Here is a 22,960-nt window from a genome sequence, read left to right on the forward strand (position 1 = left end):
CAGAACTCGCGGCGGGCCTCCGGGTCGAATCCGGTGGTGGGCTCATCGAGGAACAGCAGCTCCGGACGACCGACGATGGCCAGGGCCACATCGAGCCGACGACGCCGACCACCCGACAGACGCGAGGCCCGAGTACCGGCATCATCGGCCAACCCCACCCGCTCAACCGTACCGGCGACATCAGCCGGATCACCGTAGAACCGAGCCACATGACCCACCGCCTCAGTCACCGTCAAATCCCCCATATCGGTCGAGGCCTGAGACACGACACCAATACGAGCCCTCCAAGAACGCGAAGAACGCTGAGGATCCTCCCCCAGAACAGACACAGCACCACCATCACGACGACGCAACCCCTGCAGAATCTCCACAGTCGTCGTCTTACCAGCACCATTGGGCCCCAACAACGCCAGGACGGAGCCGGCGGGGACCGTGAGGTCGAGACCGCGCAGGACCTCCTTGTCCCCGTAGGACTTGGTGAGTCGGTTGATACTGATCGCGGTGCGCGCCATCCGCGCCCTCGCCGCCGAGGTGGTCGCCGCTGCGGGCGCCGTGGCCTCGGTGCCCGTGGCGGTCGATGCAGTGGTCGTGGTCGTCGCGGTCGTCGCCGCTGTCGTTGTTGTCATGGCCTTAAGTCTTCGCCGCCGCTCCCCGCCCCGGAAGCGACCGCCCGGACCACACGGGTGTCCACCGGCCGGTGGACACCCATCGTCCATCGGCCCCGCTCCTCTCCCCTCCTCCGCCGAGATCGGTTCAGTTCCGGCTCGAGATCGGTCCGCCGCCTCTTCCGGACCATCCGCATGATGTCGGGCCGCCCCGGCGCATCACCGGGGCGGCCCGACGGCACGCACGCGACCCGAGCCGGCCGGGGGAGACGGGCCCGCGAACCTGCTCGCGGATGTCGTCGCACCCGCTCCGTCCGTCGGGACCCGCCATCAATCGGGCCGGCCAGGCCGCCCGGGCCGACCAGACCGGGCCGCCCGGGCCGACCAGACCGGGCCGCCCGGGCCGACCGGGCCGGGCCGCCCGGACTAACAGGCCGGGCCGACCGGGCCGGGCCGAACCAGACCAGGCCGACCGGACTAACAGACCGGACCGACCGAACAGAGCCGAACCAGACCAGGCCGAGCAGGGCCGGCCCATCCGGGCCGAGCCGATCAGGCCATCACGACGTCACGACGCCGCACTCGGCGCCGTCCCATCGACTTTCAGAACGATCTTGCCGACCCCGTGCCTCGAGGCGAGATCGTCGTAAGCGGCACGCACCTCCGTCAAGGGGTAGCAGGCCCGGATGGGTACCCGGAGCTCCCCGGCGGCGACGAGGTCCGCCAGCTCCGCCACGACCCGACCGGGGTCCTCGACCCCGGCCATGGCGACCATCTGAACCCCGAAGCGCTGCACCGCCTCGAAGTCGATGATCGTCTTGATCCGCTCCGGCGGCACGCCGCGGTCGATGGCGGTCTTCACGTAGCCGCCCCCGAAGCAGTCGGCGAGGCCGGAGATGCCCCCGGGAGCGGCGTCGCGCATCCGCTGGAGCATCCCGTCGCCGTACGGCACCGGGATGGCACCGATCTCCTCCAGTGCCGGCGCGCTCGCGTCGCTCGCGATGCCGATGACCCGGGCGCCCGCTCGGCGCACGAGCTGCGACACCAGGAAGCCGACGCCGCCAGCAGCGGCGGACACGGCGATCGTCTCCCCCGCACGGGGCTGCAGGGCGTCGGTCAGCGCCCACGCCGTGGTTCCGGCCACGTACAGGCACGCTCCGACCGCCGGGTCGACGCCATCCGGCAGGGGCACCACACGCCCCTGGTCGATGGTGACGAACTCGGCCTGAGCACTGCGCTCATCACTCATCCCGATGACGCTCTGCCCCACGGCGACTCCGGTCACGCCGTCGCCCGTCTCCACGACGACCCCGCTGAAGTCGCTTCCCTGACCCTCGTTCGGGAAGTTCGCGGGGAAGTACTCCTTCATGACGCCCTCGCGGATCACGGCCTCCCCGGGGTTGATCCCGGCGTACGCGACCTTGACGCGCACCTGCCCCCGTTCCGGCGCACGGTCCGGAACGTCCCGAACCTCAAGGACCGACGTCCCTCCGTACTCGTCGAAACGAACGGCCTTCATCGTGTTCATGTGCACTCCTCTCAGTTCCCTCCGCCCGCGTCGCCGGACGGAGGCACGGACCTCGCCCCGGATCGGGTACGAGTCTCGGCACGACCGGAGGACCGCGCCGCAACAGCACGGCCGAAGGACCGCGCCGCAACAGCACGGCCGGAGGACCGCGCCACGACCGCACGACCAGCGGGCATGCGGTCAGCTGTTCACGACTGTCTCGTCACTATTCACTGCTGTCTCGTCACGATCGCCCGTTCACGACTCCCCAGCCACGACGCCGAGCGGCCCGCCCTCCGGGAACAGCCGCCTCTCCAGGCGCGGCCTCAGACGGTAGATGAGATCGAAGTTGGCGGAGATCACCAGGGACAGCCCGACCGCCCACGCGATCGCCTCCCACGCCCTGCCGCCGGACGCCAGCGCCCAGATCGCGTACCCGTACCACGGGAGGGTGAGCGCCGCCGTCAGGGCGCTCGGCGTCCGCATCCTCAGGCGGAGCGCCTCCAGCACGTGCCCCAGCAGGTGGAGCGCGTAGGGGATGAGGAAGCCGGCGATCAGGGGGAGATACCCCGTCACGACACTCACCAGCGCGATCAGCGAGAACAGGACGAACTCCTCGAAGATCATGGCGGCCAACGTCGGCGTGCTGAATGATCGGAATCCCCAGAACGCCTGCCTGCGCGCACGCGGGTCGTCCCGGAATCTCGACAGCCACGGTCGGATGAAGATGATCTCCTCGAACTCGTGGACCATGAACAGGACGACGCTCAGCCACACGATCGTGTCGCGGCTCATCACGTCCGCCTCCCCTCGGACCCCACCATCGTGGCGGATGCGCCCATCAGAGATCGCTCATCAGAGCCGCCGTGCTCGCGGCCGAGTCGGTCGATCCGATGTCGACCGAGGCACCGAGCTCCCGCCGCGCGAGGGAGGACAGCACACGCCCCGGACCGCACTCGACGTGCGTCCGGACCCCGTCCCGGCGGAGCTCCTGCAGGGTCTCGCGCCAACGGACTCGCCCCGTCATCTGCTGCACGAGCAGGCCCCCGATGGCCTCCGCCCCGCCGACGGGTCGGGCGGTCACGTTGGCGATGACCGGGATGACCGGGTCCCTGAACCCGGTCCGCCCGATGACCTCGGCAAGCCCCTCGCCCGCCCGCGACATGAGCGAGCTGTGGAACGGCCCGCCGACGGCGAGATCGACGCAGCGCGCCCCCTCTCCCCTCACGCGCGCCCTGGCCCGGTCCAGGCCCTCGGCGCTTCCCGACAGCACCACCTGGCCGCCGCCGTTGTCGTTGGCGACCTCGACCAGCGCCCCCTGCGACTGCAGATCCGCGCACATCCGGTCGACCTCCTCGATGGTCGGACCGATGACGGCGATCATCCCCGCGTCGGCGGGCACCCCCGTCTCCATCAGACGGCCCCGCTCGGCGACCAGACGCAGGGCGTCGTCGAAGTCGAGGGCCTCGGCGGCCACCAGGGCGCTGTACTCGCCGAGGCTGTGCCCGGCGACGAACGAGGGACGCAGGCCCGATCGGTGCAGCAGCCGCCACGTGATCACGCTGACGGTGAAGACCGCGGGCTGCGTCACCGAGGTCCGGCGCAGGTCGGACGCGCTGCCCTCGGAGCACATGCGCGCCACGTCCCAGCCCAGGATGGCACTGGCGCGGTCCATCCACCGCGCGCACAGGTCGGGGGCCCGCTCGACCAGGTGCTCCGCCATGCCCGGCTTCTGGCTCCCCTGCCCGGGGAACACGACGGCGACGGGTTCGTTCAGCACGACGCTGCCTCCTTGTTCATCGTTCTCGTCGTTGACGTTGTTCTGAGGTATCCGAGGATCCCCACGCCCCACAGCGCGAACAGGAGGTCCCAGATCCCCAGGTGCCCCCAGAGCGCCGTGAGATCCGCGGGCGACTGCTGCGCCCCGCTCATCGCCCCGATCAGCCCGACGGCGCTCGCCGCCATCGAGACGACGCCGTAGACGGCGAGGCAGACGCCAGCGACGAGCTCGCCGCCTCGGATGAGCGCCCGGAAGGCGCCGTCGGACGACCGCAGGGCGGCATCGACCAGGGGGACGGCCGTCACGCCCGCCTTCGCCGCGGCGATGACGCCGAGTAGGAGGGCCCGCCTGGACGGCCCGAGCGCGGAGATCTCCCGGGCGACCTGCCCCACCGTGGACAGCAGCAGTCCGCTGCCCGCCGCCCAGATCGCCGAGAAAAGTGCGTGCACGGCTCCCGAGAGAGTCGCCAGCATGAGCCATGGGAGCGCTCTCCTCCCACTCCCGGAGCCGGTCATCCCCGATCCCGCCCCGATGCCACCGCGGCGAGCACCGCGTTGCGGGCGAGGCCGGCCAGCAGCAGAGGACCGCAGCCCCTGGGGGCGGGGCAGTACAACGAGGCCACGTTCTCCGCGGCCTCGGGGCGAACGGCGCCCTGGTAGACCGGCCGCCTGGTGCCGTCCTTCTCCTCGTGGACGGCGACCAGCGATGCGCTGAAGTCGACGACGACGGCTCCGGGCTTCACGCACCCCGAGGTGATCACCCCGGGGTTCTGCTCCGCGGCCACGAGCAGGACGTCGGCGGCGCGGCAGGCCTGAGGCAGAACCTCGCTGTCACTGGGGATGAAGCGGATATCCGCGTCCCGCGGCCACACCTGACCGGGCCCCACGTGGGCCAGCACCTTCGTGATCAGGTTGCGCCTCATGGCCGGGCGGTCGACGACGATGACCCACTGGGCGTCGGGCTCGACGGGGGCCGGGGCGGCGGCGATCACGGTCCTGATCACGTCGATGATGATGAGCGGGAGCCGGGGCTCGTCCGGGCTCCCCGGGAGGTAGGCGGAGATGTTGTCCCAGCGCATCCCCTCGATCTCCTTGGCGGGCTCGATCGTATTGATCGCGACCGCCATGTCGATCGTGTCGGGCGCGGGAAGCAGGATCGTGACGCCGTGGAACGACTCGTCCTCGCACGCCCGGACGATCTCGCCGGTCAGCACGTCCTGCTCAGTGCTCGCGGGGAGCATCGTCGTGTCCGCCTCGATGCCGCAGTCGGCGAAGAACTTCCGATGCAGCGCCAGCACGGAGGACGCCTGCACCTCCTGCAGCATCGTCGCCTGCTCGAACGCGATCAGCCGGACCCGAGGCGGCCGCGCGAGCCCCTCCCGCAGGACGCGCACCTCCTCCAGGGTTCTGAGGCGTTCCGCTGCCGGGTTGAAGATCAAGGTTTCCATGGTTCTCAAAGACTCCCGTTGTCGTGTTCGTCGTATGCGGACAGGATCTCGGCGAGGATGACGCCGACGCGGTCGATCGATGCCCGGTCGGAGAGCATCGAGTAGTGGTCGCAGGGGACGGTCGAGACCGTCACGCCCCCGGCGCACCACCGCTCCCAGCGCACGGCCGGCTCCGGGGAGATCCCCAGGGACTCGAGCACCGGTGAGACGGCCTCCGCGGCGATCACCGAGACCGGCGTCGCGATGGTCGCGGACGGCCGGTACCCGTAGAGGCACGACGTCGTCACCCGCCAGATGTCCGTCATCGCGGACTCGGCGTCGACGGCCGTCGGCTCCTGTCCGTCCATGACCGCCCGGCCGGCCCTCAGAAGGGTCTCCTCCGGGGGAGGGGAGTCCGGGTAGGACTCCGGCGTCATGGCATCGAGCATGATCACCTTCAGCGTCCTCCTCGCCAGGGGCTCCGAGACCGCCACCATCTCGTGGGCCAGATTTCCCCCCAGCGAGAATCCGCCGAGGACGATGTCGCCCGATGCCCGCCCGAAGCGCTCCATGACCAGCCGCGAGTAGTGCACGGCCAGGTCGTTGACGGACGGCGGCCCGGAGACCCCCGGCGCGATGAACGGCACGGCCGCCACGGTCCAGTCTCCCGGGACGCTGCCGAGCAGGACGCGGTAGCGCGAGACCGTCCCGCCGGCCGGGTGGACCAGGACGAGGACGGGGCTGCCCGCGCGCCCCGCCCGCAGTTCCACGAGTCGCGAGGAGTCGTCGCCCGGGACGTCCAGGGCCCCCAGCAGCCCGGCCGGCGTCGGCGCCGCCTCGAAATCGTTGATCGTGAAGGAGGAGGCGCCCCAGCGCCTGCGGACCTGCTCCACGAGCTCAACAGCGCCCAGCGAGTCCCCGCCGGCGTCGAAGAAGTCGGTGTCCGCCGACACCGGCGGGTCCACGAACTCCGCGAACAGCGAGATCACGTCCTCCGACGACGGCCGGCCCCGCCGCGGGGGAGTCGGGTGCTGCGAAGGGGTCGGGCCCGAGGGCCCCGCGCCGGGCCGGTTCTCGGACCCGCCCCATATGAGAACGGGCATCTCACGACGGTCCGGCCCGGGCACCGGCGCGCGGTCCCGCGTCCTGCCGGTCCACGGCCCGACGACGGCGTGGACATTGGTCCCGCCGATGCCGAACGCGCTGACCCCGGCGTACGGCCGGTCCTCGGGCCACGGGGCCCGCTCCGCGCCGATGACCAGCGAGGTGCGCTCGATCCCGAGCTCGGGATTCGGCCGTTCGAAGCGAATCTGCGGGGGGATCTCCCCGCGCTGCCGCATCAGGGCGACCTTGATCAACGACGCGATGCCCGCCGCCACGTCGAGGTGGCCGACGTTGGCCTTGAGCGACCCCAGTCTCACGGGCGCGCCGGAGGCGCTGGGGGCCAGCACCTGGCTCAGGCCGCGGACCTCGATGGGATCGCCCAGAGGGGTTCCCGTGCCGTGCGCCTCGACGTAGCCGACTCGTCCGTCCAGGGTCCCGGCGCGCTCGTGCGCGGCGCGGATGACCTCGGCCTGCCCGGAGGGGCTGGGAGCCGTGTACCCGGCACGACGGCTCCCGTCATTGTTCGCCGCCACCGACTCGATGGCGGCGTAGGCGGGGACGCCGCGCTCGCGGGCATCGTCTCCGAGCATGAGCACGACCGCACCCGCCCCGTCCCCTCTGACCGTCCCGTCGGCCGCCGCGTCGAACGGCCGGCAGCATCCGGTCGGGGACAGGATTCCCCCCTCCTGGTACAGGTATCCCCTCGCGCGCGGGTAGGCGATGCTCACCCCGCCCACCACGGCCACCGTGCACTCGCCGCCGAGCAGGGACATCGTCGCGGTGTGCATCGCCAGGAGCGAGCTCGAGCAGGCGCTCTGGACGACGGCCGCCGGGCCCGTGAACCCCATCAGGTAGGCGATCCGGGAGGCCACGAAGTCCTTGTCATTGCCGAGGAGGAGGCTGTACTCCGGCGGGCGCTCCCCCTCGGGCAGGGCCAGCAGGTGATGAGCCATGTAGGAGCTGAGCGCCGCACTGGCGAACACCCCGACGGTCTCGTCGGCCAGGGACTCGCCGACGTCCTCGACGGCCGTTCTCACCACGTCGAGGAGCACCCGGTGCTGGGGATCCATCACCGCCGCCTCCCTGCGGGTCAAGCCGTAGGCGCTCGCGTCGAAGGACAGCGAGTCCTCCATCGAGCACGAGACCGGGACGAAGCCGGGCCGCTCGGCCTGCGGAGCCCGCCCGGGCCGCACGGGCTGCCCGGGCTCCGCTCCCGCCGATGCGCCCGCCGAGCGCGGCGGGCCGCCGTCGTCCCGGTGCAGGAGGCAGCGGCCGTCGAGGAGCGACTCGTAGAAGGCCGCGGCGTCGGCCGCCGGGCCGAACCGGCCCGCCAGTCCCACAATGGCGATGTCATCACTCATCGATGTCTCCTCTCGACTGGTTGCGACGGCGGCTCAGCCGGCTGCGATCGGGGCGTCCGCCCCGTCGCCGCGGCGAAGGTCCCGCCGTCCCGGCCTCGAGCCTGGCCGCCATCTGATCGATCGACGGCGCCTCGAAGACGGTCGTCGTCGTGATGACGGCGTCGGGGAAGAGTCCTGCGAGGCGGTTCGCGAGAACCGGGACCTGCGCCGACGTCCCCCCGAGATCGAAGAAGCTGAGATCGGGGGAGTCGCTCGCCCCTCCGACGACCGTGTCCCAGGCCCAGGACACCCGCTCCCGGACACCGGCGTCCGCCGGCGGCTCCTCCCCCACCGGGACGCCGTCATCCGCGGCGGGCGCCGGGAGCATCTCCAGGAGGGCCGCGGAGTCGATCTTGTGGTTCGGGGTGTGCGGCAGGCGCTCCACGATGATGACGCGGCGCGGCCACATGTACCCGGGGAGCGTCCGCCTGATGACGTCCCACACCGACTGCTCCGACTGCCCCGGGACGAGGACCGCGAAGGTGTAGAGCGCCACCTCGGCGCCCTCTTCGCGGGGCACGGTCACGCTCGCCCGCACCAGGTTCCCGGTGCCCAGGACGGCGTCGATCTCGGCGGTCTCCACCCGGTGGCCCCGGACCTGGACCTGGCCGTCCCCGCGCCCGCGGATGTAGATCCGCCCGTCGCGACTCATCGTCACGATGTCGCCGGACCGGTAGAACCGTCGCCCGTCGTCATCCGTGACGAAGCGCGACCGGGTCAGCTCCGGCATGCCGACGTAGCCGGGGCTCACGCAGACGCCGCCGATCTGGAGCTCACCGGGCCTGCCCCAGGGCACGGTCCTGCCTGTCTCGTCGCAGACCCGGACGCACACGTCCTCCATCGCGCGCCCCACCGAGAACGGAGGGGCCTTGGGCACCTGGTAGATGCCGGCGGTCCGCTCGTGACTGATCCAGATCGCCGTCTCCGCGGGCCCGTAGATGTTGAACAGGGAGGCCTCCTTCGGGGCGAGGCGGTCCCAGTTCTCGACGATGTCGGACCTCATCGGCTCGCCGCCCACCATCGCCGCCGTGAGCCGGCTCAGGGCCCGCTCCCCGTCCTGCACGGCGAGCAGGTTGCGCAGGGCGGTCGGGGTCTGGACCATGCACGTCACCGAGTGCTCGATCATGAGCGAGGCGAACCGGGCCGGGTCGCGGCGGACATCGCGCGGAACGACCACCAGCTCGCTTCCCGTCGAGAGCGACCCCAGGATCTCCAGGACGGACAGATCGAAGGCGTTCGAGTGGAACTGCGGCCACACGCCCGGGGACGCCGCCTCGCGGGGGAGCTCGTCCGGGAACAGGCGTCCGACCGACCGGTGAGTGGCCATGACCCCCTTCGGCTCCCCGGTGGTGCCGGAGGTGAAGATGATGTACGCGGTGTCGTCCAGCGCCGGCGGGCCGGGTCGGGCCGCCTCCTCGCCGGTCCCGCGCCGGCGGTCCCCGGGCATCGAGAGCTCCGTCATGCCCGGCGTGATGGTGAGGGCGCCCGGCAGGCGGAGCGCGCTCACGTCATCGCCGAGAACCGCGAGGATCCTGTCGAGTCGTCGCGCGGGCACGTCCTCGGCGAGGGGGACGGCGATCCTCCCGGACATGATGATGCTCAGGAAGGTCACCACGTAGTCGACGGACGGGGCCCCCACGAGGACCGCGTACCGCCCCAGCCCCTCGGCCTCGGCGGCCGCGGCCACCCGATCGACCTCGTCGATGAGCCCGTCGTAGGTCACGCGCCTGCGCTCGTCCGACAGCGCGGTGCTCGGTCCGAAGCGCCGCGCCGCCTCCCGCACGATCTCGGGGATCGTGCGCTCGACCGGGACGGCGCTGGGCAGGCGGTGGGACAGCTCGTCCCGGGGAAGGTCCCGCAGACGCGCCTCCGGCTCCTCCCGCCGGCTCCTCAGCGCGTGCTCGAAGACGGTGCGCAGGATCGCCTCGGGATCCGACTCGGACAGCGCGTCGGCGATGTCGAGCTCGAAGCAGTAGCCATCGGCATCCTTGGAGACCGATATCCCCAGCGGGAACTTCACCTGCGACCGCTCCACGACCACGCGCCGGTGCACCAGGGGCCCCGTCCGGAAGACCATCGGCTCCTGGTAGAAGGTGACCGCCACGTCCGCCGAGGTCGATCCCCGGTAGCCGTCGGGCGCCAGCACGGGCAGGGCGTCCCTCAGGCAGAACGACTCGAAGCGCGTCGCCCGCCTCACCAGCGCGTGCGTCCGGCGGAACAGCTCGCCCACGCTCCCGCCGTTCAACGGGACCTCCAGCGGGAGCACGTTCACCGTGTTGCGCACCGATGCATCACCCGGCGCCCGGTTGGAGAAGCTCATCGAGACCACCGGCTCGCCGGCGATCCCCAGGGCGCGCACGGCCTCCGCCACGCAGGCCAGCACCACCGTCACCGGCGCCACCCGGTGGGTGAACGCGAGGGTGTCGAGCGCCTGGGACCATCTCCGCCCCGGCCTCCACACGGCCACACGGCCCGGCAGGGGCGCATCGGGCCGCCGGCCCGGCACGAGGCCGTTGTCCAGCCCCTCGCTCCTGTCCCGCACCAGACGGCGGTAGTAGTCCTCGGCTCCCGCCACCCGGTCCGCCCGGGTCGGGGCCGTCCCGGGCCCCGGAGTCATCCCCGGATCCTCGTAGGCGTCGCCGATGTCCCGCAGTATCCGCGCCATCGCCGTGAAGTCCACGATGACGTGGCTGAGCACGAGCCCCAGGTAGGCCCGCTCACCGCAGGTCCACACCCGCGCGCGCACCAGCGGCTCGTCCCCCGCGAGGTTGAAGGGGACGTCGGCCAGCGCGCGGATCAGCGAGACCGCCGCATCGTCGTCGAGCGCATCGACGCGCTCCACCCGGCACCCCCGCCCGACGGGGACGACCGCTGCCACCGCGTCGCCGTCGGCGTCGTTCACGATGACGCTGTGCAGGGACGGGTGGCCCGCCATCACCCGCGTCACGGCGCGGCACAGGCGCTCCGCGCCGCAGCCGGAGACGTCGAACAGGAGAGGGGCGTTCAAGGAGGTGTCGGACGGCCTCAGCACCGCCTGCGCCAGCATCTCCCTCTCGGGCGCCGTCAGGGATCTGTTCTCATGAGGGCTCATCGCATCCGTCCTCCCTCTCGCCCGCGCGACTGCGCTCGCTCGCACAGCCTGCGGATCCTGTACAACTGCCGGGTCGACATCACCAGGTCGCCGGCGGCCAGGAGAGTCCTCCCGACCGGCCCGAGGCCCTCGCCCAGACACGCGTTGGCTCGAAGCCGCGTCGTGCCCGCGGCCGTCTCCTCCACCGAGTAGGACACCGATATCTCGCCGTAGGAGCCCCGGAACTCCGGTCGGGAGAATCCGGCGATGTACTCCTCCGGCCGGAAGCCGGTGATCGAGAAGATGAGGAAGCTCTGCCCCACCCGCAGCTCGTCCGCCCCGGGGGTCAGGCGTCCCGGGCTCCTGCGCCCGAAGAAGTCGATGACGTCGAAGCTGTAAGGCGCGACCGTGAACTGGCACAGCCACCGATAGACCACGGCCCTGCTCGCCCTCACGGTGATGCATCGCACCCACCGGTCCGTCGGCTCCGGTATCAGCGCATCCGCGGGGCTGGAGGCCGCCACCTCCTCCGCCGTCGCACCGGTGATCCTCAGCATCCTGCCGATGCCCGTCCTCATGATGACATCCTTCCGTAGGCGGCCGGAGCCGCATGGCGGCGTCGGTCCGCGCGGGGCGCGGGAGCCGCCCGGCCGTACGCAGCCGGAGCAGCGCCGGGCGCCGCCCCGACGGCGGCCCGTGACGAGGTCCCCCCGTACGCAGCCGGAGCAGCACCGGGCGCCGCCCCGACGGCGGCCCGTGACGACGTCCCCCCGTACGCAGCCGGAACTGCATGGCGGCGACGGGCCGCGCGGAGCGCAGGAGCCGTCCGCCCGTGCGCGGCCGGAGCGGCATGCCGTCCACCCGGGGCGCCGCCCCCGCCTCGGGCCTCGCTCTTCGCGCGTCCCCTGGGAATGGCCACCGATACCACGAGCCCGGCGCACGCGAGCGCCAGCCCGACGAGGAAGCTGACCTGCATCGCCCCGACGAAGGCTCTCTCGGCCTGTTGAACGAGTCTGAGGGCCTGGCCCGGATCGAGCCGGCTGGCCGCCTGGAGCGTCACCGTGATCGAGGCGTCCGATCCCGCCGGGGCGTCGACCGCTCCCAGGACCCCGGACGCCCGGAGCCGGTCGGTGTACAAGGGTGAGAGCACCGACCCGAACACGGCCACGCCGAGGGCCGTGCTGAGTTGGCGGATCGCCGTGTTCACGCCCGAGGCGCTGGCGGACATCCGCTCCGGGACCCCGACGATGAACGTCGCCGTGGCGACCGGGACGACCAGCGCGGCCCCGGCGCCGTGGACGAAGAACACCACCAGGATCAGCCACATCGCGGTGCGCTCGTCGAAGCGCGAGTACCCGAGGAACGCCAGGGCCGTGAGCGCGAATCCGACCAGGACGGTGACGCGGGGGTGGATGCGCTTGATCGACGACGACGCCACGGGGGAGATCAGCAGCTGGGCGATCCCGACGGGCAGGAGCGTGTACGCGACGGTGAGCGCGTCATAGCCCCGGACCAGCTGCAGGTAGAGCATCATGACGAACACGTTGCCCATCAGGAGCATCATCGCCAGCGCGAGGGAGACCGAGGCCCCGGCGGTGCGCTTGCCGAACACCATGGACACCGGCATGACGGGCGACGCGCTCATCTCCTGGAGCAGGAAGAAGACCAGGCACAGGAGGACGCCCACCTCGACCAGCAGCGCGGGCAGCACCAGCTGATCGGGGTTGTCGCCCCACTCGGTGATCCCGTAGACCAGGAGGAACATCCCGGCCATGAGGAGCACGACGGAGCGAACGGAGGCGCGGGGGCTCTCCGCGTCGAGGCCCCGGGGCACGAAGACGATCGTCAGAGCGAGCAGCAGGCACGACAGCGGCACGTTGATGAAGAAGATCGACCGCCAGCCCAGGTGCTCCAGGAGCAGGCCGCCGAAGATCGGGCCGCTCACCACGGCGAGCCCCGCCGCGGCCGACCACAGGCCGATCGCCCGCGCACGCAGGCTCTCCGGCACGCCCGTGTTGATGATGCTCAGCGACGTCGGCTGCATGCCCGCAGCCGCCACGCCCATGAGCGCGCGCAGGATGATGAGCACCAGCGGCGACGTGCTGAGGCCGGCCAGCATGGAGAAGACCCCGAAGAGGGCCGTGGCCGCGAGGATCGTGCGACGCTGCCCGAGCCTGCCCCCGATGACCGCCCACACGAAGATGAAGGCGCCGAAGGAGAGGACGTAGGCGTTGATCACCCACTGGAGCTCGTCCACCCCCGCCCCGAGCCCGCCCTCCGGCGAGGACAGGTACGGCAGTGCCACGTTGAGGATGCTGTTGTCCATGACGACCATGAACAGGGCCAGCACCATCGCTCCGATCAGGCCGGCGACCCGCGTCCCACCGCCGCGTCTCATCGACGCCCTCTCGCCGTATCCGTTCGCGCGTCGTCCCCGTCCGGCGCTCCGTCGTCGGCCATCCCCAGGTGCTGGAGGAAGGCGTCGAGGCGGTCCTGCCCCCAGAAGCGGTGCACCCCGGCCTTGAAGTAGGGGATGCCGAACACGTCGTCGTCGTAGGCGAGCTTCAGGGCCCCGGCCCCCTCGGCGACCAGGTCGTCGTCCGCGTAGAAGCCGTCGAGCGTCGCGCCCTGGAGCCCGCAGTCGGAGAGGACGTCGGCGATGTTCTCCTCCACGCAGATGTCAACGCCCCTCCCCCAGCGACGCTCGATGAGGCGGTCGTAGAGCTCCCACTGCCGTCCGCTCCGCCGGCACGCCAGCCAGGCGAGGTGGGGGAGGTCCCAGCACTGGTCCTTGTCGACGGGCCACACCATGGGCATGGACTGCGCCGCGGCCAGGCGCTTGACGTCCTGCAGGATGTACAGATGCCTGGCACGACTCATCTGCCTGTAGTGGGTACCGCCCCCGATGGCGGCCAGCGCCTCGGCGACACGCGCACGCGGCTCCCAGAACGGGATGTACTCGAAGGCGTCGCGCAGCCCGCGCGCGCTCAGCCTCTCCAGCGCCAGCCAGCTGTACGGGCTCCGAAAACTGAAGTAGACCCGGGGAATCGCCATCGGACATCACTCCCCCGACTGCCCGAACGCGTGGAGGAGCTCGTCGTCGAAGGCGGCCATCGTCCCGGAGAGGCGTCCGCGGGTGATGGCGTATCCGTGCGTGATCGAGGCCCGGGCGACCGTGACCCTCTCGCCGTCGCGCACGACGTGGAAGCCGATGTCGCTGTCCCACAGCAACCCCTTGAAGACGCCCGTCACGTCGGTGCTGATGACCAGCTCCTCCTCCATGAGGACCGGTTCGTCGATCGTGAGACTCCACCGGGTCACGACCGGGATCCACCCGCGCTCGACCAGCAGGCGGCGGACCGACACCCCCTGGGCGCGCAGGAACCGCTCGACGGAGTCCTCCACCAGCCTCACGTATCCGTCGAACTGCATGACGCTGCTCGCCCGGCAGTACGGGTAGGGGACGGTGAAGAGCCAGTCGTGGAGGCCGGGGGCGGCACCCCTCATGATGGACGCGGTGGATGAGACCTCCGGTCCGGCCTGCGCCGCGCGCGAGAGCATCGCGTCGAGCTCCTCGCGGGACCACCCGCGCAGTCCCGCCCTCCCCTCCAGGCACCGCGCCGACGCCTCCGCCGACACCCTGTCGCCGCGCACGCGCAGAGCGTCCGCGGGCGGCCTCGACGGATCGGCGCGCTCCCCCTCGACGTGGAGCGACACGCGGGAGTCCGCGTACAGGGGGGACGGGAGCCTCAGGGAGAACTCCACGATGTCGACGCTCTCGCCCGTCTCGCGGAGCATGTCGTCCTGAGACATGCCGGTCTCCCGCAGGAAGTCCTGCACGGCGCCCTCCGCCAAGTACGAGAAGTGCTTGAAACCGATCCAGGACTCGATATTCGCACCCTCGCTGAGCGGGCGAGCATCACTTCGAGAAGACGCACTCATCGCCTCTGCCCCTTTCTGAGTATTGCCTCGTGTTCCTTCATGCTTGTTCGCGCTCATTCACGCTGCTCCATGCCTATTGACGAACGTCGCCGCCGTGTCTCCCCTGCCGTTCCCCGGGCGCGCCCTCATTCGCCTCACGCGGTTCGAGCGCTCCGGGAACGCCCTCACCGATCCGGGTCGTCATCCACTCCTCGACCAGCGCGGCGACTCGTCCCGGGGCACTGACGTGGCAGAAGTGCCCCTGCCCCTCCTGGACCTCCAGGCGCGAGTGCGCGAGTCGGTCGCACAGCTCGCGGCGCTGGGCATCCGTCGTTCCGGGGTCCAGGTCGCCGCCGACGATGAGCACCGGGATCCTCAGCCGCTCGAGCGGGGCCGCGGTCGTCCGCTCGACGAAGGCCAGAGAGGCCTCGCGCTCGCCGTCGGGGACCTGCCGGATCAGAACGCGCACCATGGCGTCGGTCGTCTCCCGGCCCTGATCCGCCCGCAGATCCGCCCGCTCGGTGTGCAGGCGCTCCGCCAGCACCGCGTCGAACCGCCGTCGGTGCTCCCGGCGCTCCGAGGCCCGTCCCACCTCGGCGCGCCTGACGTAGGTCGGACACACCAGGATCATCCCGATGAGGCCGTCGCAGGGACCGCGCTCCGCGACGTAGCGCAGGCACGCCGAGGCGCCCAGGGAGTGGGCGATGATCCCGAACGCCCCGCCGCGCCGGGCCGCGCCGCACGCCTCGTCCATGAGCCCGCTCATCGCGGGGAAGTCGAGGCGGGCGGGCCCGGGACGACTCCACGGAGCCTCCAACGGCGTGATCTCCAGTCCGCTCCGCTCGGCCAGCGGGGACCAGGTCCTGCCGTCGTCGTTGAGACCGTGGACCCCGATCAGCGGCGGGTACGCGCCCATCACACCAGCAGCCGATCACCGAGATCGGACGACGCCGCGTCGAGCGCGGCCTCGAGCACGTGGCGCGCCCCGTGGTAGCGCGGGAGGAGCGCGTCGTCGTCGTGCCGCGGCTCCGGCGACGGGGCCGAAGGCGTCCTCCCCCGGCCGAGGAGCACCGCCGCCGCCAGGGGCCGATCGCTCTCGTCCATCGCGAGGAACGGCGCGGGCACCGCGTCGTCGACGCCGAGGACGACGACACGATCGCATCGTCCGGCGGCGAGCAGCAGGGACGCGATCTCGAGCGCCTCCGCGCCCGCGCGGCGCCCCGAGCACACGCTCACGTTCGGCCCGCGCCACTCGTGGCGAATGGCCAGGCTGCTCCCGATGATGTTCGCCGAGTGCGTCGGGGCGTCCACCGGGCTGAGGGCCGCCTCCCCCTCCCAGTAGAGCCTGCTGGCGTCCCTGATGACGACATCGGCATTGCTGAAGTTGGAGGAGACGACGACGCCCGTCCGACCACCGGGGGGAGCCTCCGCCCCGCGCAGGACCGTGAGCCCGTGAGCGGCGCAGAGCGCCATCCGGGTGGCGCGGTTCTTCCCGAGAAGACCGCGGCGACCGAGCCAGTCCCTGGCGTTGTCGGGATCCGGCATCGGCGCGCCCGTCGCGGCGTCCGGCGCGCCGGGCTCGTACACGAACGCCCCGAGCACTCGCGCCGTCCCCGAACCGGGTGCCCGCCTCATGCCGACTCGCCCCTCTCGTCGCCCTCGGGGGAGCGCACGACGCACACCGAGTTGACGCCCCCGAACCCGAACGCCTCGACCTGCGCGATCACGGCGCCCCCGTCATTCAGCGGGGCCCCGCCGTCCGGCGGGAACCGGAGGCCCGAGGCCTCGTCCAGGGGATCGCGCAGGCCGACGACCGGCGGGACGAGCCGCCGGCGCATCGCGACCAGCGCCACGATCAGGCTCATGAGCATCGAGGCGCCGGAGGTGTGCCCCGTCGCCCCCTTGATCGCCGAGACGAGCGGGGAGGCGCCCTCGAAGACCGCGCTCAGCATCCGGGCCTCCGTGGGGTCGTTCAGGCGCGTCCCGGTCCCGTGCGCCATGACGACGTCGATGTCCGGTGGACGCACCCCCGCCCGCTCGTGGGCCAGCGCGACGCATCGCGCAATGCCCTCGGGCGAGGGGGCGGTCTCGTGGTACCCGTCGCAGGTGATGGCCGCGCCCAGCAGCTCCGCGCGCGCCGGGCGCCCTCCGGTCCGCCCGCGGGCCTCGAGAAGCACCGCGGCCGCGCCCTCCCCCAGCAGCACTCCCCGCGACTCGGCGTCGAAGGGGCGGAGCCTGTGGGGGGACTCGCGGTTGACGCGCCCCATCATCCCCAGCATCCCCATCGCCATGACGTCCGCGCCGGCCACCACGACCCGGGACTCCATGCCACTGTCGATGAGATCCGCGCCCATCGTCAGCGCGGTCCCGGAGGCGGAGCACGCCCCGGTCAGCACCGTGACGGGCAGGCGGACCTCCTCTCCGGCCCGCGAGCGCACGACTGCTTCCTCGGGGAACGCGGCCACCTGGGTCCTCCCCGACCCGATCGCCGAGACCTCCGTCAGGCGCTGCTCGTGCATGCCCGTGCCGACGATCACTCGGACGCCCTCGAGGTCCTCGCGCGGCAGGCCCCGGCACACCGACGCCAGCACGGGCGCGAGCAGGGGCCATGCGCTGTTCCGGGGCTGCTCGCCCACCGGGTAGCCGTAGGACACCGTGCTCTCCCCGGCGGGCTCCCCTCCCAGCCGACGCTCGCCCGAGGCGCCCGCGAGGAGCCCGGCGCACGTGCTCTCCGCATCCCCCAGGCAGCTCGTCATCGCCGTGCGCGAGATCACGACCGTCACGGCTCCTCCGTCCCCTCGACCAGCACAGCACCGAACTGGTCGCCGTTGCCCTGACCGACGAGCGCGATCCTCCGGGGCCCCTCACGGGAGGCGAGCATCGCCGCGGCGACCCCCAGCCCCAGCAGTCCCTGACCCGAGCGGAGGAAGTCCGCCCGCTCCGTCAGGTCGAGCACGGCCGGCACCGTCGCCTCCAGCGCCGACGCCGCGTCCCGTTCGAGGGGGGCCACGCTGACGGCGAGGTCGACGTCGTCCGCCCCCGCGGCCCTCAGGCACCTCATGACGGCGTCCCGCGAGGACTCGCCCCGCGCGGCCATCCGCGTCACGACGGCGGAGGAGACGAGGCGAGCACCGGCCGCATCGGGTCGGGCGGTCAGAACCGCCGCCACGCCGCCCTCGATCGCCCGGGCGGCCGATGCCCGCGAATGGGCGTGAAGGGCCCGGTACTCGTCCGTCATCTCCTCGGCGCCGAACACCATGACGTGGTCGAGGTAGTCCCGCCTGGCCAGGTTCCGCGCGTAGTGGAGGGCCTGGATGCCCGCGAGGTCGGCGCCGGCGATCGTCGCGTTCGGCCCTCGCAGCCCGAAGCGGATGGCGGCCTGCCCCGCGGCGCAGTTCATGACCGTGTTCGGGAACAGCATCGCGTTCACCAGGTACGGGCGAGCCTCGACCAGCGTCGCGCGGCTGTAGCCCGTCACGGACTTCAGACTCGCGTTGGTCGTCGCCGAGACCACGCCGAATCGATCGGTCGAGCTCTCCGGCGCCGGGAGACCGGCCTGCGTCAGAGCCTCCCCGCAGGCGGCCAGCGCCAGGCAGGTGACCCGGTCGAGGATCTTGATCCCCTTCCGGCCGAGGCGCTCGACCGGGTCGAAGTCGTGGATCCGGTCCGGCCGGTCGCCGTCCGCGGGCACCGGCTCCAGGAAGTCGGAGAACCGCGCCCGCCCGGGGAGGACCCCTGAGATCGACAGGACCGTCAGGCCGGCGTCCCCCGTCGTCCCCGATTGCTGTCTCATCGGCTGTCCCATCAGGCTCGGTCCTCCTTCCCGAAGATGACGATCGCGTTGTTCCCCCCGAACGCGAATCCGTTGTTCTGCGCGACCCCGATATGCGCGGGCCGGCTCGTATTCGGGACCACGTCGAGCCCCGTCAGGCGATGATCGGTCTGCCGGTGGTTGACCGTCGGGGGCAGGAATCCCTCGTGGAGGGCGAGCACCGACGCGATCGCGCCGAATCCGCTCGCCGCGCCCATGGAATGACCGAGCATCGACTTGATCGAGCTGATCGGCGGCGGGTCGTCCCCGAAGACCGTCTTCACCGCCATGCCCTCGGTGAGATCGTTCGCGGCGGTGCCCGTCCCGTGGGCGCAGATGTAGTCCACGTCCTCGGCACGGGTCCCGGAATTCTCGAGCGCGAGCCTCATGCACCGCACGATCCCCTCCCGATTCGGGGACACCATGTGCGAGGCGTCGCACGACAGCGCGTAGCCCCTGACGGTCGCGTAGATCCGCGCACCGCGCGCGACGGCCTGGGACCGCCGCTCGAGGAACAGCGCCGCTCCCCCCTCGGCCGTCAGGATGCCGCTCCTGTGCTCGTCGAACGGCGAGCAGACGTCCTGGGTCATGGCGCCGAGCCGGTAGAAGCCCGCGTGCGCCCACCGGCACACGGAGTCGGCGCCGCCGGCGATGACCGCGTCCGCCTCACCGGACATCAGGAGGTCGTAGGCGTACCCCACCGCGTAGTTGCTGGCCGAGCAGGCCGTCGAGACCGTCATCGCCTCGCCCCCGAACCCCAGCTCCGCGTTCACGGCGTCCGCGAGGCTGGACGGCGCCACCCGGCTGGCGTCGGCGCTGTCCATCGGCGCCTGCGGGTCATCGACCCACGCGGCCACGAGCGCCTCGATCTCCTGCGACTCGCCGCTGGTCGTTCCGATGACGCTGGAGCAGCGTTCCGGATCGAGCTCCGCCGGACCGCCGGCGTCCTCGAAGGCGAGTCTCGCGGCGGAGGCCGCCAGCAGGGAGCTGCGGCCCCATTCGGACTCGTCGAGTGCTGTGAGTATCGCGCGCGGATCGAAGTCGACGACCTCGCCCGCATTCACGTACGGAAATCCCGTGGTGTCGAAGCTCCGGATCGGTCCCGTGCCGACCCGTCCCTCCTCGATCCCCCGCCTGAAGGCGTCTCGTCCGATACCGATGCTGGAGACGGGGCCCAGCCCGGAGACGACTACCGAGTCGTTCAACATGGTCACGTGGTCACGCCGGGGCTAGGCCTTCGCGTGCTCCTGGACGATCGCCCGCACGGACTCCAGATTGACCATTCTCGACAATTCATCCTGCGGGATCTCGACGTCGAACGTCTTCTCGATCCTCGCGAGGATCTCGATCGCCCGCAGGGAGTCGGCCCCGTGCTCCTCCGCGAACAGGGAGGTATCGGTGATCTCCTCGGGCTCGATCTCGAGCACGTCGGCGATGAGCTCCCGCAGCTGGTCGTCGAGGTTGTTGTCACTCATGGTGTCTCTCCTTTGTTGTTCTCGTCCGACTGGTGCCGGACTTCTCCGTGTAGAAAATGGTCGCCTGGTCGATCGTGCACAGGACTCGGTCCCCCACTCGGGCGCTCGCCCTGACGAATGACGCGGGCCCGATCGTCCGCTCGATCGTCGCTCGGCCGATCACCCTGTCCCCCGGGAATGCGTCCCCCAGGAAAATCGCGTTCTCCGCGCGGGCGAAAAGCGGAGACTGCTCCGTTCTCCCGGCATTCGCGCACGCGCACAGGAGAGCGGCCGTCTGACCGAGGAACTCGGTCATCAGCGTCCTGGGCCACGGTCCCTCCGTCAGGCCCCACTGGGCGTAGCAGGGCTCGTCCAGCGTCACGTCATGAACGGTTTCTGCACTCGGTCCCGCCCCGTCGTTCGCGCCATTCCCATCATTCCGGCTATTCACGGACACGTCCCGGACGGCGGATATCAACATCATCGCGCCGCGGTGGGGGATGAATGCGGAGGCATCGGTCATGATATCGTCATCTCCTTCAGATCCTTCAGGCGTCGGGAGCGAGCCGGAGGGCCATCTCCGCGAGCACGCGCCCGCGCTCGTCGCGGCACGAGGCCGACACGCGCCGGGTCCCAGGCCCCCCGCCGGGATCCTCCAGTCGCGCAACAACCGTGAATGACTCCCCGGGCGTTCCGGGGGAGACGAATCGAACATTCTCCACACGGCTGAGCGACACGGCCCCAGGCTCGATCCCGCGCAACCGGACATAGGCGCGCGAGGCATTGACGACGCTCTCGATGAAGAACACCCCCGGATAGATCGGCATATCCGGGTAGTGCCCGTCCTGGTAGGGCGATCGCGACGGCGTCGACTGCCGAGCGGTGAATCCCTCCTCCGTGTGCTCGACGAGCGTCGGCACGGCCACGGGAGAGGGATGACGGGGAGGCCGAGTCGCGGGAGCGGGGCTCTCGTTCACAGGACCATCCCGCCGTCGACCCTGAGGACCTGCCCGGTGATGTACCCGGCCTCCGGGCTGCACAGGAAGGCGGCCACGGAGGCCACCTCGTCGACGGTGCCGAAGCGTCCGAGCGGGATCGTGGACCGGGCCGTCGTGCGCGCGGCCTCGGGCAGGTTCGCCGTCATGTCCGTCTCGATGAACCCGGGTGCGATCGCATTGACCCGGACCCCCGACGGCCCGAGCTCCCGCGCCAGCGTTCGCGTCAGGGTGTTGACTCCCCCCTTCGCCGCGCTGTAGTTCGCCTGCCCCCGATTGCCCGTCACACCGGCGACCGAGGAGATGTTGAGAATCACTCCCCCGCCCCCGCGCATCATCGGCAGCGCAACGGCGTTGCAGAAGTTGAAGGCGCCGTAGAGGTTGGTCCTCACGACCTCGTCCCACTCCTCGGGCGTCATCAGGGCGATCGACCTGTCGCGGACGATGCCCGCGTTATTCACCAGGACGTCCACCGGGCCCAGGCGGTCGACGGCGGTATCGACGAATGCGCGCACCGCCGCATGATCACTCACATCGCACGGGGCGTAGAAAGGGCCGTCGTCCGTGGTGGGCCCGTCATAGCTCTCACTGCGCGCGCAGCAGGACACCCGATCACCGAGGGCGGTGAATGTTTCGACGATTCTCCGACCGATACCACGGCTGGAGCCCGTCACGATAACATGGCGATAGTGCTCGCGGTGCTGCATGGATTGCTTCACATTCCTTAGATCAAGTGTTCAAGGACAAGGATCAGGGCGCTCAGAACAGGAATCGGAGCTGCGATTCGATACGAGTTGTAGCGTAACGGATTGATATCGGTCCGTCAACGCATCGACGAAATTCACTCGTGAACGTGTCGCAGAACACCAGCGGATCGCTCCGTCGGCACGCAGAGAACGGCGTCGAGCGGCTCGGGCCGCAGGATGTCCGTGCGACGCACGGCCTCGCGGCAGGCCTCGACGAGCACGTCGATGACGGCGGGACGGGGCCTCTCCGCGCGCGTGACGATCTCGATCCGGCGGTGCTCCTCGGCCAGCGGGCGCACCCTGACCGCCCGGTGCCGGTAGGCGCTCAGCGCCATCCCGGGCAGGAGCGCCGCCCCCACGCCGGCGGCCACCAGCGCCTGGACGGCCACGTAGTCGTCGCTGGCGTAGGCGGTCTCCGGCGTGAAGCCATTGGCCCTGCCCACGGCGATCAGCTGCTCGTGGCAGCGCGCGCACCCGGTCACCCAGCGGCACTGCGCGCCGTCGGCGATGTCCTCGATGCCGAGGGGGTGGGTGACGAGGTAGAGGACGTCGTCGAGGAGGCGGACCGTCTCCAGATCCTCACCGGCGTCGTCGTCGATGTAGGAGAAGGACAGGGCGGCATCGACCCGCCCGCGACGCAGGGAGTCCAGGGCCTCGGGCGGCTCGGCATCGACCAGCTCGATCTCCAGGCCCGGATGCCGCCGGGAGACGACGGCGAGGATGCCCGGGACCAGGGAGGCCACCGCCGAGGGGAAGGCGGCGAGGAGGATCCGCCCCTCCTCGGCGTGCGCCATGGCGACCGCCTCGCGCTCGGTCCGCTCCAGCAGGTCGATGACCTCCCGTCCGCGGGCGGCCAGGGTCCGCCCCTCCTCGGTGAGGCGGACGCCGCGCCCCGCCCGGGTGAGCAGCACGGCACCGGTGGCCCGCGACAGCGCGGCGAGCTGGTGGGACACGGCGGACTGGCTGTAGCCCAGGGACTCGGCGGCGGCCGAGACGGTACCGAGGCGCGCGAGCTCGACGAGGGCCCGCAGCTGCTGCACGTCGATCACGGCCACCAAGTATGTCGCACATGCGCCGCACGTATGTCGCGCATCGATGGGTATGGGACGAAACATTCATTGGACCGATAGGCCGGCGACCC

Annotated in this window: 22 protein-coding genes; all 22 read right to left on the minus strand. The window is 71.3% G+C overall.

Features of this window, described 5'->3' with window-relative positions:
* The coding region (locus G448_RS15785) for an ATP-binding cassette domain-containing protein (RefSeq protein ID WP_034494832.1) at positions 1-512 on the minus strand (512 nt) is incomplete at its 3' end.
* A 661-nt stretch (positions 513-1,173) separates the two neighbouring features.
* Complete coding sequence (locus tag G448_RS0108350) at positions 1,174-2,133, minus strand: NADP-dependent oxidoreductase (protein WP_026407621.1); 960 nt, start codon at positions 2,131-2,133, stop codon at positions 1,174-1,176.
* A 237-nt stretch (positions 2,134-2,370) separates the two neighbouring features.
* Complete coding sequence (locus G448_RS0108355) at positions 2,371-2,907, minus strand: HXXEE domain-containing protein (RefSeq protein WP_026407622.1); 537 nt, start codon at positions 2,905-2,907, stop codon at positions 2,371-2,373.
* Positions 2,908-2,953: 46 nt separating this feature from the next.
* Positions 2,954-3,892 (minus strand): ACP S-malonyltransferase, encoded by a 939-nt coding sequence (fabD, locus tag G448_RS0108360; RefSeq protein WP_026407623.1) that lies wholly within the window; start codon positions 3,890-3,892, stop codon positions 2,954-2,956.
* On the minus strand, positions 3,886-4,341 hold the full coding sequence (locus G448_RS18115; RefSeq protein WP_245572258.1) for a hypothetical protein: 456 nt from the start codon (positions 4,339-4,341) through the stop codon (positions 3,886-3,888). Before G448_RS18115 ends, fabD begins: the two co-directional genes overlap by 7 nt.
* A 62-nt stretch (positions 4,342-4,403) precedes the next feature.
* Entirely contained in the window at positions 4,404-5,339 is a 936-nt protein-coding gene (locus G448_RS0108370) for a tetrahydrofolate dehydrogenase/cyclohydrolase catalytic domain-containing protein (protein ID WP_026407624.1), read from the minus strand.
* 5 nt (positions 5,340-5,344) lie between these two features.
* Complete coding sequence (locus tag G448_RS17055; RefSeq protein WP_051268781.1) at positions 5,345-7,783, minus strand: beta-ketoacyl [acyl carrier protein] synthase domain-containing protein; 2,439 nt, start codon at positions 7,781-7,783, stop codon at positions 5,345-5,347.
* Positions 7,776-10,913 (minus strand): AMP-binding protein, encoded by a 3,138-nt coding sequence (locus G448_RS0108380; RefSeq protein WP_026407625.1) that lies wholly within the window; start codon positions 10,911-10,913, stop codon positions 7,776-7,778. Before G448_RS0108380 ends, G448_RS17055 begins: the two co-directional genes overlap by 8 nt.
* Entirely contained in the window at positions 10,910-11,470 is a 561-nt protein-coding gene (locus tag G448_RS18395; RefSeq protein ID WP_051268783.1) for a hypothetical protein, read from the minus strand. The genes G448_RS0108380 and G448_RS18395 overlap by 4 nt, the downstream gene beginning before the upstream one ends.
* Positions 11,467-13,290: an MFS transporter gene (locus G448_RS0108390; RefSeq protein WP_026407626.1), complete on the minus strand. Its 1,824-nt coding sequence runs from the start codon at positions 13,288-13,290 to the stop codon at positions 11,467-11,469. The genes G448_RS18395 and G448_RS0108390 overlap by 4 nt, the downstream gene beginning before the upstream one ends.
* Complete coding sequence (locus G448_RS0108395; protein WP_026407627.1) at positions 13,287-13,946, minus strand: DsbA family protein; 660 nt, start codon at positions 13,944-13,946, stop codon at positions 13,287-13,289. Before G448_RS0108395 ends, G448_RS0108390 begins: the two co-directional genes overlap by 4 nt.
* A 6-nt stretch (positions 13,947-13,952) precedes the next feature.
* The gene (locus G448_RS0108400; protein ID WP_026407628.1) at positions 13,953-14,834 is read right to left on the minus strand and encodes an acyl-CoA thioesterase; all 882 of its coding nucleotides are present in this window, start codon (positions 14,832-14,834) and stop codon (positions 13,953-13,955) included.
* 73 nt (positions 14,835-14,907) lie between these two features.
* Entirely contained in the window at positions 14,908-15,729 is an 822-nt protein-coding gene (locus tag G448_RS0108405; protein ID WP_026407629.1) for an alpha/beta fold hydrolase, read from the minus strand.
* Complete coding sequence (locus G448_RS15805; RefSeq protein ID WP_084436543.1) at positions 15,729-16,448, minus strand: beta-ketoacyl synthase N-terminal-like domain-containing protein; 720 nt, start codon at positions 16,446-16,448, stop codon at positions 15,729-15,731. Before G448_RS15805 ends, G448_RS0108405 begins: the two co-directional genes overlap by 1 nt.
* Positions 16,445-17,596, minus strand: coding sequence for a beta-ketoacyl synthase N-terminal-like domain-containing protein (locus G448_RS0108415; RefSeq protein WP_026407630.1), 1,152 nt, complete (start codon positions 17,594-17,596; stop codon positions 16,445-16,447). Before G448_RS0108415 ends, G448_RS15805 begins: the two co-directional genes overlap by 4 nt.
* Positions 17,593-18,606, minus strand: coding sequence for a beta-ketoacyl synthase N-terminal-like domain-containing protein (locus G448_RS18995; RefSeq protein ID WP_169720840.1), 1,014 nt, complete (start codon positions 18,604-18,606; stop codon positions 17,593-17,595). The genes G448_RS0108415 and G448_RS18995 overlap by 4 nt, the downstream gene beginning before the upstream one ends.
* An 11-nt stretch (positions 18,607-18,617) precedes the next feature.
* Positions 18,618-19,832: a beta-ketoacyl-[acyl-carrier-protein] synthase family protein gene (locus G448_RS0108425; RefSeq protein ID WP_034494845.1), complete on the minus strand. Its 1,215-nt coding sequence runs from the start codon at positions 19,830-19,832 to the stop codon at positions 18,618-18,620.
* Between the two features lie 21 nt (positions 19,833-19,853).
* Positions 19,854-20,099, minus strand: coding sequence for an acyl carrier protein (locus G448_RS0108430; protein WP_026407632.1), 246 nt, complete (start codon positions 20,097-20,099; stop codon positions 19,854-19,856).
* The gene (locus tag G448_RS0108435; protein ID WP_156910981.1) at positions 20,092-20,460 is read right to left on the minus strand and encodes a hotdog family protein; all 369 of its coding nucleotides are present in this window, start codon (positions 20,458-20,460) and stop codon (positions 20,092-20,094) included. Before G448_RS0108435 ends, G448_RS0108430 begins: the two co-directional genes overlap by 8 nt.
* Positions 20,461-20,626: 166 nt before the next feature.
* Complete coding sequence (locus G448_RS17065; RefSeq protein ID WP_156910982.1) at positions 20,627-21,004, minus strand: ApeI family dehydratase; 378 nt, start codon at positions 21,002-21,004, stop codon at positions 20,627-20,629.
* A 47-nt stretch (positions 21,005-21,051) separates the two neighbouring features.
* Positions 21,052-21,780 (minus strand): 3-oxoacyl-ACP reductase FabG, encoded by a 729-nt coding sequence (gene fabG, locus G448_RS0108445; RefSeq protein WP_026407634.1) that lies wholly within the window; start codon positions 21,778-21,780, stop codon positions 21,052-21,054.
* 134 nt (positions 21,781-21,914) lie between these two features.
* The gene (locus G448_RS15820; RefSeq protein ID WP_084436552.1) at positions 21,915-22,868 is read right to left on the minus strand and encodes a LysR family transcriptional regulator; all 954 of its coding nucleotides are present in this window, start codon (positions 22,866-22,868) and stop codon (positions 21,915-21,917) included.
* Positions 22,869-22,960: the final 92 nt, after the last annotated feature.

It is taken from the genome of Actinomyces gerencseriae DSM 6844 (genome assembly GCF_000429265.1).
GTDB lineage: Bacteria > Actinomycetota > Actinomycetes > Actinomycetales > Actinomycetaceae > Actinomyces > Actinomyces gerencseriae.